Genomic DNA, 13,100 nt, shown 5'->3' on the forward strand with positions numbered 1-13,100 from the left:
ACTGTACCCCATGTCAGGCCCCCGGTGGATGAGCCGTGGGGCCTCTTCGTCCTGTGTCCCGTGTGGTGGAGGGTGTGGACGCGGTTGGGGTGGGCGGGAGTTGGGGGCGTAGCGTGAGGGGTCGGAGTGCCGCTTGCGGTGGCGTCCCGCTCATCCCCTAATGTGGCTTTCTCGTCCATATGTGGTTGGGGAAGGGACTTGATGGAGTCGATGGAGCGCACCGTCGTCCGCTGTGCCGAAGGGCACGTTTTCGCTACCTCGTCGTTCCCGATGCAGCAGCTCGGGGCCGACCGGATCGGGCCGGGGCGGTTGCTCCGGTGCCCTCGGTGCGCCCGGTTGCGGCAGGCCGTTCCTGTGGGGTTCGAGAAGCGGTAGGGAGCGCGGGGAGGGTGTTCGGCGGGCTCCGCCCCGCTGCACACCTTCCGGTTCCCGCCGAACGCCCTCCAGCTCCCGCCGCTGGCCCTACGGAGCTTGCTGCCAGCCTTCCCGCTCCCGCCGTCGACCTTCCGGGCCCGCCGTACACCTTCCGATTCCGCCGCGCGCGTCCCCCGATTCCGCGGTACGCCCTCCGGGTCCCGTCGTCGGCCCCCGCCCTCGGTCGTCGCCGCCCGGTCGTGGTCGCCCCGGTCGTCACCGCCCCTCCGGCCTCTCGCCGCCCTGGTCGTCACCGCTCCTCCGGCCCCTCGCCGGCTCCGACCCGTGCCACCCCCGCCACCCCTGGCGCCCTCGCCTCTCCCCGCCCCCAGCCGCCCCAGTCGTCACCGCCCCCCGAGCCCTCGTCGCCCCGGTCCTCGCCGCCCCCGCCCCCGCCGCCCCGGTCGTCACCGCCCCCCGAGCCCCCCGCCGCCCCGGTCGTCGCCGCCCCCGCCCCCGCCAGCGTCGGCGGTAGGCGTTCCCCGGTGGTCCGGTTGGGGTGGGGTCGTGGCTTCTGCGTATCCTCGGGGCGTGCTTCTCTCAGACAAGGACATCCGGGCCGAGATCGACGCCGGGCGAGTCCGTATCGATCCGTACGACCCTTCGATGGTGCAGCCGTCGAGCATCGACGTGCGGCTGGACCGCTACTTCCGGGTGTTCGAGAACCACCGGTACCCGCACATCGACCCCGCCGTCGAGCAGCCTGACCTGACCCGCACGGTCGAGCCGGAGGGGGACGAGGCGTTCATCCTCCACCCCGGGGAGTTCGTGCTGGCGTCCACGTACGAGGTGATCTCGCTCCCCGACGACCTGGCCTCGCGGCTGGAGGGGAAGAGTTCGCTCGGGCGGCTCGGGCTCGTCACGCACTCCACGGCCGGGTTCATCGATCCCGGGTTCTCCGGGCACGTCACCCTGGAGCTGTCGAACCTCGCGACCCTGCCGATAAAGCTCTGGCCGGGCATGAAGATCGGGCAGCTGTGCATGTTCAAGCTGACCTCGCCCTCCGAGTTCCCCTACGGCTCCGAGCGGTACGAGTCGCGGTACCAGGGGCAGCGGGGGCCGACGGCCTCGCGGTCGTTCCAGAACTTCCATCGGACCCAGGTGTGATGTCCCATGACCGGTGACGTGCGGGAAAACCTTACGTACGAGGGGTTCGGGCGGGCCGTGCGCGAGTTGGCGCAGACCGTCGCCGACGACGGGTACGAGCCCGATGTCGTCCTCAGCATCGCTCGCGGTGGCGTCTTCGTCGCCGGTGGGCTCGCCTACGCGCTCGACTGCAAGAACATCCACCTCGTCAATGTGGAGTTCTACACCGGGGTCGGGACGACCCTGGAGATGCCGGTCATGCTGGCGCCCGTGCCCAACGCGATCGACTTCTCGGAGAAGAAGGTCCTCATCGCCGACGACGTCGCCGACACCGGCAAGACGCTGAAGCTCGTCCACGACTTCTGCGTCGACCACGTCGCCGAGGTCCGCAGCGCCGTCATCTACGAGAAGCCCCACTCCCTCGTGAAGTGCGAGTACGTGTGGAAGAAGACCGACCAGTGGATCAACTTCCCCTGGAGCGTCGAGAAGCCCGTCGTTCGGCGGTCCGGGCAGGTTCTGGACGCGTAGCTCATCCGTGGGGCGTGGGTCCGTGGGTCCGTAGATCCGGCCCGTGGATCCGTGGGTCTGTGGATCCGGTCCGTGGGTCCGTAGAGCCGCGTAGGTCGGCAGGGCTCCGTCGTTCCGGCAAAGTTGCACGGTTGCATGCGAGAACCCCATCAAGTCGTGAAAAGGCCCCCGGAGCGCGAACAGCGCTCCAGGGGCCCTTTCGCGCGGTCGCTCAGATCGTGCCCAGCTTGATGATCGACAGCAGTGCGAGCAGCTGGATCGCCGACGCTCCCAGCGCCTTCGGCCACGGCAGGTCGTGCGACTTGCTCACCATCGACGTGAACAGCGCGCCGGCCGCCAGCCAGGTCAGCCAGCCCATGATCTGGACCAGGGAGTTCTCGCCGCCCAGGAAGACGGCGAAGAGCAGCCGCGGGGCGTCGGTGATCGACATGATCAGCATCGACAGGCCCACCGTCGGCTGCCACGAGCCCGTCCCGCCGAGCTGCCGTGCCAGGGTGTGCGTCACCGCGCCGAGGACCAGGCCGCCGATGACGAAGCCGACGCCGGTGAAGAGGGCGTACGGGACGGTCGTTCCGACCGGGGCCTTGATCGCCTCCTCGCGCGCCTGGTCGAAGCCGAACAGCGCGAGCAGGCCGTAGAGGAACGTGACGATCAGCGCCGGGCCCCACACCGCGTAGTCCCGCATCTGCCAGAACGTCGGCCCGGGGCGCGTCACGATGCCGGTCAGCAGCTCCTTCCAGGCCAGCCGCGGGCCGGCGGGCTGGGCGGGGGCGGAACCGGCCTGGTAGGTGCTGCCGTCGCCGTACGGGTCGTCGCCGATGCTGAACGCCTGCGTGTGGCCCGGGTTGTTGGCGTACGGGTCATGGGGCGCGGGGTCGGCGTAGGGGTCGCCGAAATACTCCGGCTCGCCGTGCCCGTGAGGGCCCTGGCCGCCGTGGTGTCCGCCCTGGTGGCCGCCGCGGGGGGCGCGAGAGCCCTGCCCGTACCCGTCGTGCCCGCCGTGACCGCCGTGTCTGTCGTCGTGCCCGCTGCCCGCGTAGCCGCCGCCGGTGTTGTACGGGGCGCCCTGGGGGGCTCCGTACGGCGGGGGCGCCGCGCCGTTGCCGCCGCCTCCTGCCGTCGGCCACGGCTGGGCTCCGTACGGGGGCTGTGGTGCCTGCCCTCCGTACGGCTGCTGCCGCTGCTGCTGCGGTTGTTGCGGGGTGCGGTTGTCCCGGCCGCGTCCGATCCTGAATCCAGCCACCCGTCGAACGTACCTGGTCCCCGCAAGTGTGGTGGGGGGAGCGGGGGAGCCCGTCCGCCATTGCGGCCGAGCTGTGACATCCCCTAGGGGGCGTACGAGGGGGAGTTCAGGGAGGCCAGGGGCTTAGGGAGACGGGGGGCGGGCTCAGGGGAGGAACAGTGCTGTGGAGAACGTCAGCACCGGGTCGTCCGTGGCGCCCGCCGCGTACAGCGCGATCAGGTCCTGGCGTTCGCCGCGGTACGTCCGGACCACCGTGTCCGCCTTCCTGTCGCCGTCGAAGTCTCCGTGGGACAGGAGCGCGGTGCGGGTGGCGCCCTTCGTACGGAGGGGGGCCTCGGGGAGTCTCTCCGCCGCGAAGGTGTACGCGCCGCCGGGGCGGGCCGGGCCGTCCGGCGAGCCCAGCAGCAGGGTGCCCTCGTCCGCCTTGCCGGGGGTGTGCGGACGGGTGGTGGCGACAAGGTCGTCGTAGCCACGGGTGCCGGTGCCGGTGCCGGTGCTGGTGTCGGCCTGAGGTTGAGGTTCGGGGGCGTACAGGTACGGGCCGCCGTCCGGCAGCAGTTCCGCGCCGCCCGGGGCTCCGGCGCGGGTGAAGGGGCCGCGCAGGAAGGAGATCCGGCCGCCGCTCGCCGTGACCGCGAGGTCCGTGGTGCCGTCGCCGTCGAAGTCGCCGCAGACCGGGTGCTCGGGCCACTCGTCGCCGAACCGGGCCTGCGCCGGGATGCGTACGGTGACCGCCCTGCCGGCCAGGCCCTCCGGTGAGCCGAAGAGGATCTGGAGGGGGACGGGCGGGGCGCCGATGCCGTTGTACGGGGGGTCGGTGGAGACGACCAGGTCCGTGAAGCCGTCCTGGTCCAGGTCGCACGCTGCCTCGGCGTCGAACGCGGCGGGCAGGGTGTCGCCGGACTTCGCCGCGTTGGCGCGTGCGTTCAGCAGCTGGCGGGCGGCCGGGTCCAGGGGGCTGCCCTCGGTGCCGTACACGATGCCCACGCCCGCGTCGTCGCCGTGCAGGTCCTCGGGGGCCTTCACCAGGTCGTTGATGACCAGGTCCTGGTGGCCGTCGCCGTTGAAGTCGTACGGGACACGGCTGCCCTCGCCGCGCGGTACGGGGATGCGGGGGGCCGGTGCGCTGTCGCCGTTCTTGGCGTGGGCGGCGGTGGTGGTGGAGGAGGAGGCGGGCGGGGCGGAGGCCGGGGAGCTGTCGCAGCCCGTGAGGACGAGCAGCAGACCGGCGCAGCCTGCGGTGAGGGCGGCCCTGGCCCTGGCCTTGGCCCTGGACCTGTCGCCGGCCCTGGCGCTGGTCGCCGGCTGCGGGTGCGTGATGCGTGTGCGCACGGGGTCTCGTTCGTCGTCCGTCGTTGGTCGTTCGTCGTCTGGTGTTGGCCGTTGGCCGTTGGCCGTTCGGGGCTCTGGGCGCGTGGTGGCGCGTGGTGGCGCGTGGTGGGGCGTCTGCCGGGCGGCGGAGGGGAGCGTTCCGGGCCGGCGGTCTTCTCCGGGGCACATGATGCTCCAGATCTGTCCGCGCGTACATGCCCAGGCTCACACGCGACGTGCCCCCGGGGCCGGTGTGGAGCGGGACCGTACCCCGGCCCCCGAGCCCGGCCCCGAGTCCGAGCACGGAAAAGCGGCCGGTCCTGCCCCCGAGGCAGGTCCGGCCGCTCAGCGCGCTGACGCGTTACGTCACTTTGCCGGTTCCGGCTCCGGCGCGTCCACCTGCTCCGGCTCGCCCGCCGGGTCGGCCGGGGTCTTCACCGACTCCAGGAGGAGCTGCGAGACGTCCACGACCTGGATGGACTCCTTGGCCTGGCCGTCGTTCTTCTTGCCGTTGACCGAGTCCGTCAGCATGACGAGGCAGAACGGGCAGGCGGTCGAGACGATGTCCGGGTTGAGGGCGAGGGCCTCCTCGACGCGCTCGTTGTTGACGCGCTTGCCGATCCGCTCCTCCATCCACATCCGGGCACCACCGGCGCCGCAGCAGAAGCCGCGCTCCTTGTGGCGGTGCATCTCCTCGTTCCGCAGCCCCGGGACCTTCGCGATGATCTCGCGCGGCGGGGTGTAGATCTTGTTGTGACGGCCCAGGTAGCACGGGTCGTGGTACGTGATCAGGCCCTCGACCGGCGTCACCGGGATCAGCCTGCCCTCGTCGATGAGGTGCTGGAGCAGCTGCGTGTGGTGGATGACCTCGTACTCGCCGCCGAGCTGCGGGTACTCGTTCGCGATCGTGTTGAAGCAGTGCGGGCAGGTCGCGACGATCTTCTTCGACGACTTGGGCTTCTTCGTCTCGGGCTCGACGTTGCCCTCGTCGTCGAAGGACTCGCCGTACGCCATGTTCAGCATCGCGACGTTCTCCTGGCCGAGCTGCTGGAACAGCGGCTCGTTGCCCAGGCGGCGGGCGGAGTCACCCGTGCACTTCTCGTCGCCGCCCATGATCGCGAACTTGACGCCCGCGATGTGCAGCAGCTCCGCGAAGGCCTTGGTGGTCTTCTTGGCCCGGTCCTCCAGGGCGCCCGCGCAGCCGACCCAGTACAGGTAGTCGACCTCGGTGAGGTCCTCGACGGTCTTCCCGACGATCGGAACCTCGAAGTCGACCTCCTTGGTCCACTCCACGCGCGCCTTCTTCGCCAGCCCCCAGGGGTTGCCCTTCTTCTCCAGGTTCTTGAGCATCGTGCCCGCCTCGGACGGGAACGCGGACTCGATCATCACCTGGTAGCGGCGCATGTCGACGATGTGGTCGACGTGCTCGATGTCGACCGGGCACTGCTCCACGCACGCACCGCAGGTGGTGCAGGACCAGAGCACGTCCGGGTCGATGACGCCGTTCTCCTCGACGGTGCCGATCAGCGGGCGCTCGGCCTCGGCGAGGGCGGCCGCGGGAACGTCCTTGAGCTGCTCCTCGGTGGCCTTCTCGTTGCCCTCCATGTCCTTGCCGCCACCGGCCAGGAGGTAGGGGGCCTTGGCGTGCGCGTGGTCGCGCAGCGACATGATCAGGAGCTTCGGCGAGAGCGGCTTGCCGGTGTTCCACGCGGGGCACTGCGACTGGCAGCGGCCGCACTCGGTGCAGGTGGAGAAGTCGAGGATGCCCTTCCAGGAGAACTGCTCGACCTGGGAGACACCGAAGGTGTCGTCCTCGCCCGGGTCCTCGAAGTCGATCTCCTTGCCGCCCGAGGTCATCGGCAGCAGCGCGCCGAGCGCGACGTCGCCGTCGGCGTTCCGCTTGAACCAGATGTTGGGGAAGGCGAGGAAGCGGTGCCAGGCGACACCCATGTCGGTCTTGAGCGCGACCGTGATCATCCAGATGAAGGAGGTGGCGATCTTGATCATCGCGACCAGGTAGGTCAGGTTCTGGATGGTGCTGAGGTCCAGGCCCTGCAACGCCGCGATCAGCGGGTACGAGGCGAAGAAGCCGATCTCCCAGCTGTCGACGCCGTGCTGCACCCCCTCCAGCGCGCGCAGCGTCATGATGCAGAGGCCGACGATGAGGATGACGGTCTCGACGAAGTACGCCTGGCCGGTGTTGGACCCGCTGAAGCGGGACTTGCGGCCCGCCCCGCCGGGACGGTTCAGCTGCCGGATGACGATGAGGGTCAGGATGCCGAGCGTCGTCATCAGACCGAGGAACTCGGTGAAGATCTCGTACGGCAGCCAGTCGCCGATGATCGGGATCAGCCAGTCGGCCTGGAAGAGCTGGCCGATGGCGTTGACGATCGTCAGCAGCAGCGCGAAGAAGCCCACTGCGACGAACCAGTGCGCCACTCCGACGATGCCCCAGCGGTTCATCCTGGTGTGGCCGAGGAACTCCTTGGCCACTGTCACCGTGCGCTGCACGGGTTCGTCGGTGCGGGTGCCGGCGGGTACGTTCTGGCCGAGCCGCACGAAGCGGTAGATCTGCGCGATGGCTCGGACGAACAGCGCTGCGCCGACCACCATCAGAACCAGCGACACGATGATCGCGGCGAGTTGCATTTCGGGGCTCCTCGGGCCTGCGAGAGCGGGATCCGGTTAGGTCTACCCACTACTACTAAGCAGTAACTTAATTAGTCTGTGCTGACACTATCCACTTATTCCACCCCGCTGTAGCCGGGCGGGCGGTGATCTGTGTCGCTCAGGTGTGCCTTGGTTGTGCCGTCGTCGGGGGCGCTTTGCGGGGGGCCGTCCGCAGGGGGGCGCGTACGGCTTCGGCAAGGACCGCCAGGTAGAGCACGACTCCATGGTGCTCTGCGTAGTGCTGGTCCAGCAGGGCGGGGTCGTCCCACGGCATGCCGGAGCGGGCGCGCACCTGCGCCGGTCCGGTCAGCCCCGGCCGCAGTTCGTGCCGCCACTGCCGGGCCCCCGGCCGTGCGGCGCGCGGGTCGCCCGGGGGCAGCGGGGCCGGTCCTACGAGGGAGAGGTCGCCCCGGACGACCTGGGGGAGCCGGGAGAGCAGGTCGAGCCGGAGCCGGCGCGTGCGCAGGGAGCGCAGCGTGAAGACCCGGCCCCCCAGGCCCGTACGGGGACTGCGTTCCCATACGCCGCCGGGCCCTCGCCGGAGCGCCAGGACGAGGGCCCCGACGGCGACCGCGGGGGCGGTCGCGACCAGGAGGGCGGTGCCGAGGACCAGGTCGAGCGCCCGTTCGGCGGACGCGCGGGGGGCGAGGCGCTCGGCGAGGCGCTCGGCCCGGTCCCTGATCCCCGCCAGGCGTGCGGCGGGACGCGAGGGGAAGTGGCCCCTGGCGGTGCCGGTCGGGGGGTGCGGGGGGCGCCTTCGGGGGGTGGGGGGTGTGGGGGCGTACGGATCGGGGGCGTACGGATTAGGGGCGTACGGACCGGGGGCGTGCGCCGATGGGGCGTACGCCGGTGGCTCGTACGGGACCGGGGTGCGCGGCTGCGAGCGGGGCTCGGGCGGGCCGGGGCGCGGGGGTGGCGGCGGTGCCTGGTGGCCCGTCCGGGCCGGGGGTCGCTGCTGGGCCTGCGCCTGCGCCTGCGCCTGTGGCTGTGCCTGCTTCTTCAGGTCCTGGCCCCGGTCCTGGCTCTGGCTCTCCTTCAGGCCCTGGCCCTGGCTCTGGGGCTGTCGCTGCTGCTTCTGCTGCTTCTTCCTCTGGTTCTTCTGCCGCACGCGCCGCTGTCTCGCGTTCCGCATCGCGCCCGCCCGGGGTTCGGAGTCCGATGGTGATGGTGCCGGTGGTTGCCGATCGATGACGTTAATGACGTTTGTGACCGTCTCGCGGCATTTTGTGACAGAACGATCCCACGGTGGGATGGTGGGTTGGGCGGTGTGCGAGGGGCGTGGCGTGCTTGGGCGCGACCGTGGGGCGGAGGAGAAGCGCGATGGCGGCAGCCTTGTGCACTTAAGTTGAGTCCAGCCGACTCAGGTCTGTTGACTCCGGAGGCGGTGTCGTGCATTCTTGAGTCAGATCCACTCAAGTAGTCAGTTGTCAGTTGGAGGAATTGAAATGGCACGTGCGGTCGGCATCGACCTGGGCACGACTAACTCCGTCGTCAGCGTTCTCGAAGGCGGCGAGCCCACCGTCATCACCAACGCCGAAGGCGCCAGGACCACGCCGTCCGTCGTCGCCTTCGCCAAGAACGGCGAGGTGCTCGTAGGCGAGGTGGCCAAGCGCCAGGCGGTCACCAACGTCGACAGGACCATCCGCTCCGTCAAGCGCCACATGGGCACGGACTGGAAGATCGACCTCGACGGCAAGAGCTTCAACCCGCAGCAGATGAGCGCCTTCATCCTGCAGAAGCTGAAGCGGGACGCCGAGTCCTACCTGGGCGAGAAGGTGACCGACGCGGTCATCACCGTCCCGGCGTACTTCAACGACTCCGAGCGTCAGGCGACCAAGGAGGCCGGTGAGATCGCGGGCCTCAACGTCCTGCGCATCGTCAACGAGCCGACCGCCGCCGCCCTGGCGTACGGACTGGACAAGGACGACCAGACGATCCTCGTCTTCGACCTCGGTGGCGGCACCTTCGACGTGTCGCTCCTGGAGATCGGTGACGGCGTCGTCGAGGTGAAGGCCACCAACGGTGACAACCAGCTCGGTGGTGACGACTGGGACCAGCGCGTCGTCGACTACCTGGTGAAGCAGTTCGCCAACGGGCACGGCGTGGACCTGTCCAAGGACAAGATGGCTCTCCAGCGTCTCCGCGAGGCCGCGGAGAAGGCGAAGATCGAGCTCTCGTCCTCGACCGAGACCACGATCAACCTGCCCTACATCACGGCGTCGGCCGAGGGCCCGCTGCACCTGGACGAGAAGCTCACGCGCTCGCAGTTCCAGCAGCTGACGGCGGACCTCCTGGACCGCTGCAAGACCCCGTTCCACAACGTCATCAAGGACGCGGGCATCCAGCTCTCCGAGATCGACCACGTCGTTCTCGTCGGTGGCTCCACGCGTATGCCGGCCGTCACCGAGCTGGTCAAGGAGCTCACGGGCGGCCAGGAGGCCAACAAGAGCGTCAACCCGGACGAGGTCGTCGCCATCGGCGCCTCGCTCCAGGCCGGTGTCCTCAAGGGCGAGGTCAAGGACGTCCTGCTCCTCGACGTCACCCCGCTCTCCCTCGGTATCGAGACCAAGGGAGGGATCATGACCAAGCTCATCGAGCGCAACACCACGATCCCGACCAAGCGCTCCGAGATCTTCACGACGGCCGAGGACAACCAGCCGTCCGTGCAGATCCAGGTCTACCAGGGCGAGCGCGAGATCGCGGCGTACAACAAGAAGCTCGGGATGTTCGAGCTGACCGGTCTGCCGCCGGCCCCGCGCGGTGTGCCGCAGATCGAGGTCGCCTTCGACATCGACGCCAACGGCATCATGCACGTCGCCGCCAAGGACCTCGGCACCGGCAAGGAGCAGAAGATGACCGTCACCGGTGGCTCCTCGCTGCCGAAGGACGAGGTCAACCGGATGCGCGAAGAGGCCGAGAAGTACGCGGAGGAGGACCACGCCCGCCGCGAGGCCGCCGAGTCGCGCAACCAGGGCGAGCAGCTCGTCTACCAGACGGAGAAGTTCCTCAAGGACAACGAGGACAAGGTCCCCGCGGACGTCAGGACGGAGGTGGAGACCGCTGTCGGCGAGCTGAAGGAGAAGCTCAAGGGCGAGGACACCGCCGAGATCCGTACGGCCACCGAGAAGGTCGCGGCCGTCTCCCAGAAGCTGGGTCAGGCGATGTACGCCAACGCCCAGGCCGAGGGTGCGACGCCGGGCGCCGAGGCCCCGGGCGGCGCCCAGGCCAAGGCCGATGACGATGTCGTCGACGCCGAGATCGTGGACGACGAGAAGGACACCAAGGGCGGTGCGGCGTGACCGAGGAGACTCCGGGCTTCGAGGAGAAGCCCGACGTCCCCTCCGGCGCCACCCCTGATGACGCCGAGCCGAAGGCTGCCGACCCCTCCGAGGAGGAGGCGGCGGCCCCGGCCGGGGACACCGACCAGACCGTCGGCCTGACGGCACAGCTGGACCAGGCCCGTACCGCGCTGAGCGAGCGCACCGCGGACCTCCAGCGGCTCCAGGCCGAGTACCAGAACTACCGCCGCCGCGTGGAGCGGGACCGGGTCTCGGTCAAGGAGATCGCCGTCGCGAACCTCCTGTCCGAGCTCCTGCCCGTACTCGACGACGTCGGCCGCGCACGGGAGCACGGCGAGCTGCTCGGCGGCTTCAAGTCGGTCGCCGAATCGCTCGAGACGGTCGTCGCGAAGCTGGGCCTCCAGCAGTTCGGCAAGGAGGGTGAGCCCTTCGACCCGACGATCCACGAGGCCCTGATGCACAGCTACGCGCCGGACGTCACCGAGACGACCTGCGTGGCGATCCTCCAGCCGGGGTATCGCATCGGCGAGCGCACCATCCGCCCCGCGCGGGTGGCCGTCGCCGAGCCGCAGCCGGGCGCCACGCCCGCGGCGGCCAAGGAAGAGAAGACAGACGACGAGGAGAGCGGTGGCACCGAGGAGGTCTGACGGCAACCCGTCCGACCACCAGGGTGCACACCGACCGGCCCGGCGGCCGGCCCACGGGCCGGCCGCTTGGCCGATCGTCCGGAAGGAGGGACGTCGATGAGCACGAAGGACTTCGTCGAGAAGGACTACTACAAGGTCCTCGGCGTCCCCAAGGACGCCACCGACGCCGAGATCAAGAAGGCGTACCGCAAGCTCGCCCGCGAGTTCCACCCCGACGCCAACAAGGGTGACGCCAAGGCGGAGGAGCGCTTCAAGGAGATCTCCGAGGCGAACGACGTCCTCGGCGACACCAAGCGGCGCAAGGAGTACGACGAGGCGCGCGCCCTCTTCGGCAACGGTGGCTTCCGCGCCGGCCCCGGTGGTGCGGGCGGCAACTTCAACTTCGACCTGGGCGACCTCTTCGGCGGGGGCGCACCGGGCGGCGGACAGGCCGGTGCGGGCGGCGGGTTCGGCGGCGGCGGGGGCGGTCTCGGCGACGTCTTCGGCGGGCTGTTCAACCGCGGCGGCACGGGCACCCGCGTCCAGCCGCGGCGCGGCCAGGACATCGAGTCCGAGGTGACGCTCAGCTTCACCGAGGCGGTCGACGGGGCCACGGTCCCGCTGCGGATGTCCAGCCAGGCGCCCTGCAAGGCGTGTTCCGGCACCGGCGACAAGAACGGCACCCCCAGGGTCTGCCCGACCTGCGTCGGCACCGGACAGGTCTCGCGCGGCACGGGCGGCGGCTTCTCGCTCACCGACCCCTGCGTGGACTGCAAGGGCCGGGGCCTCATCGCCCAGGACCCCTGCGAGGTCTGCCACGGCAGCGGGCGGGCCAAGTCGGCCCGCACCATGCAGGTCAGGATCCCGGCGGGCGTCTCCGACGGCCAGCGGATCCGGCTGCGCGGCAAGGGCGGTCCGGGCGAGCGCGGCGGACCGGCCGGCGATCTGTACGTCGTCGTCCACGTCGGCGCCCACCCGGTCTTCGGCCGCAAGGGCGACAACCTCACGGTCACCGTCCCCGTCACGTTCCCCGAGGCGACGCTCGGCGGCGAGGTCAAGGTGCCCACGCTCGGCGGACCGCCGGTCACCCTGAAACTGCCCGCCGGCACCCCCAACGGGCGTACGATGCGCGCCCGGGGCAAGGGCGCGGTCCGCAAGGACGGCACCCGGGGCGACCTGCTGGTCACCGTGGAGGTGGCGGTCCCCACCTCTCTCGGCCAGGAGGGCAGGGACGCGCTGGAGGCTTACCGAAAGGCGACCGCGGACGAGGACCCGCGGGCGGAACTGTTCCAGGCCGCGAAGGGAGCTTGAGATGGACGGCCGTCGACGCAATCCGTACCAGCTGACCGATGAATCACCGGTGTACGTGATCTCGATCGCGGCCCAGCTCTCGGGCCTGCACCCGCAGACGCTGCGCCAGTACGACCGTCTCGGCCTGGTCTCCCCGGACCGTACGGCCGGGCGCGGCCGCCGCTACTCGGCCCGCGACATCGAGCTGCTGCGCACCGTGCAGCAGCTGTCGCAGGACGAGGGCATCAACCTGGCGGGCATCAAGCGCATCATCGAGCTGGAGAACCAGGTCGCGGCCCTCCAGCAGCGCGTCGCCGAGCTCTCGGCGGCGGTGGACGGCGCGGCGGTCGCCATGCAGCAGCGCGAGGCCCAGGTGCACGCCTCGTACCGGCGCGACCTCGTGCCGTACCAGGACGTGCAGCAGACCAGCGCGCTGGTGGTCTGGCGCCCGAAGCCGAAGAGGCCGACGGAGTAGACCCGTACAGCCGACGGAGCAGGCCTGTACAGCCGACGACGGAGCAGACCCGTACATCCGTGGACAGCGGGGCCGGGAGAGCGGTAATGCGCTCTCCCCGCCCCGCGGGCGGGGGCCGCGGTGCCGCGGGGGCGCCTGACTCCCCCCGCCAGGCCCAC

At 70.5% G+C, this 13,100-nt stretch carries 10 protein-coding genes; 6 read left to right on the forward strand and 4 right to left on the reverse strand.

From position 1 onward, the window contains the following. Positions 1-945 precede the first annotated feature (945 nt). Positions 946-1,521 carry a dCTP deaminase gene (gene dcd / locus AB0917_RS05620; RefSeq protein WP_366818168.1) on the forward strand — a complete coding sequence of 192 codons (576 nt, stop codon included), beginning with the start codon at positions 946-948 and terminating at the stop codon, positions 1,519-1,521. Between the two features lie 6 nt (positions 1,522-1,527). Then, positions 1,528-2,028, forward strand: a complete 501-nt coding sequence (locus AB0917_RS05625) for a phosphoribosyltransferase (protein ID WP_366818169.1) — start codon at positions 1,528-1,530, stop codon at positions 2,026-2,028. Positions 2,029-2,239: 211 nt separating this feature from the next. On the opposite strand, the gene AB0917_RS05630 is transcribed toward AB0917_RS05625, so the two are convergent. The 4 genes from AB0917_RS05630 to AB0917_RS05645 form a co-directional block, all read right to left on the reverse strand. Beyond that, the gene (locus tag AB0917_RS05630; RefSeq protein ID WP_366818170.1) at positions 2,240-3,271 is read right to left on the reverse strand and encodes a Yip1 family protein; all 1,032 of its coding nucleotides are present in this window, start codon (positions 3,269-3,271) and stop codon (positions 2,240-2,242) included. A gap of 144 nt (positions 3,272-3,415) precedes the next feature. Then, on the reverse strand, positions 3,416-4,495 hold the full coding sequence (locus AB0917_RS05635) for a VCBS repeat-containing protein (protein WP_366818181.1): 1,080 nt from the start codon (positions 4,493-4,495) through the stop codon (positions 3,416-3,418). Between the two features lie 453 nt (positions 4,496-4,948). Beyond that, entirely contained in the window at positions 4,949-7,231 is a 2,283-nt protein-coding gene (locus AB0917_RS05640) for a (Fe-S)-binding protein (RefSeq protein ID WP_366818171.1), read from the reverse strand. Positions 7,232-7,370: 139 nt separating this feature from the next. Next, the gene (locus tag AB0917_RS05645; protein WP_366818172.1) at positions 7,371-8,360 is read right to left on the reverse strand and encodes a sugar transferase; all 990 of its coding nucleotides are present in this window, start codon (positions 8,358-8,360) and stop codon (positions 7,371-7,373) included. A 337-nt stretch (positions 8,361-8,697) separates the two neighbouring features. Between AB0917_RS05645 and dnaK the strand changes: the two genes are divergently transcribed. The 4 genes from dnaK to AB0917_RS05665 all read left to right on the forward strand — a co-directional run bounded on the left by dnaK (position 8,698) and on the right by AB0917_RS05665 (position 12,942). After that, positions 8,698-10,551 carry a molecular chaperone DnaK gene (gene dnaK / locus AB0917_RS05650; protein WP_366818173.1) on the forward strand — a complete coding sequence of 618 codons (1,854 nt, stop codon included), beginning with the start codon at positions 8,698-8,700 and terminating at the stop codon, positions 10,549-10,551. Next, positions 10,548-11,198, forward strand: coding sequence for a nucleotide exchange factor GrpE (grpE, locus tag AB0917_RS05655; protein ID WP_366818174.1), 651 nt, complete (start codon positions 10,548-10,550; stop codon positions 11,196-11,198). Before dnaK ends, grpE begins: the two co-directional genes overlap by 4 nt. Positions 11,199-11,294: 96 nt before the next feature. Continuing rightward, positions 11,295-12,488 (forward strand): molecular chaperone DnaJ, encoded by a 1,194-nt coding sequence (gene dnaJ, locus AB0917_RS05660; protein ID WP_366818175.1) that lies wholly within the window; start codon positions 11,295-11,297, stop codon positions 12,486-12,488. A gap of 1 nt (position 12,489) precedes the next feature. Then, the gene (locus AB0917_RS05665) at positions 12,490-12,942 is read left to right on the forward strand and encodes a helix-turn-helix domain-containing protein (protein ID WP_366818176.1); all 453 of its coding nucleotides are present in this window, start codon (positions 12,490-12,492) and stop codon (positions 12,940-12,942) included. The last annotated feature ends 158 nt before the right edge of the window (positions 12,943-13,100 follow it).

The organism is Streptomyces sp. NPDC007346, from assembly GCF_040703535.1.
Classification (GTDB): Bacteria; Actinomycetota; Actinomycetes; order Streptomycetales; family Streptomycetaceae; genus Streptomyces.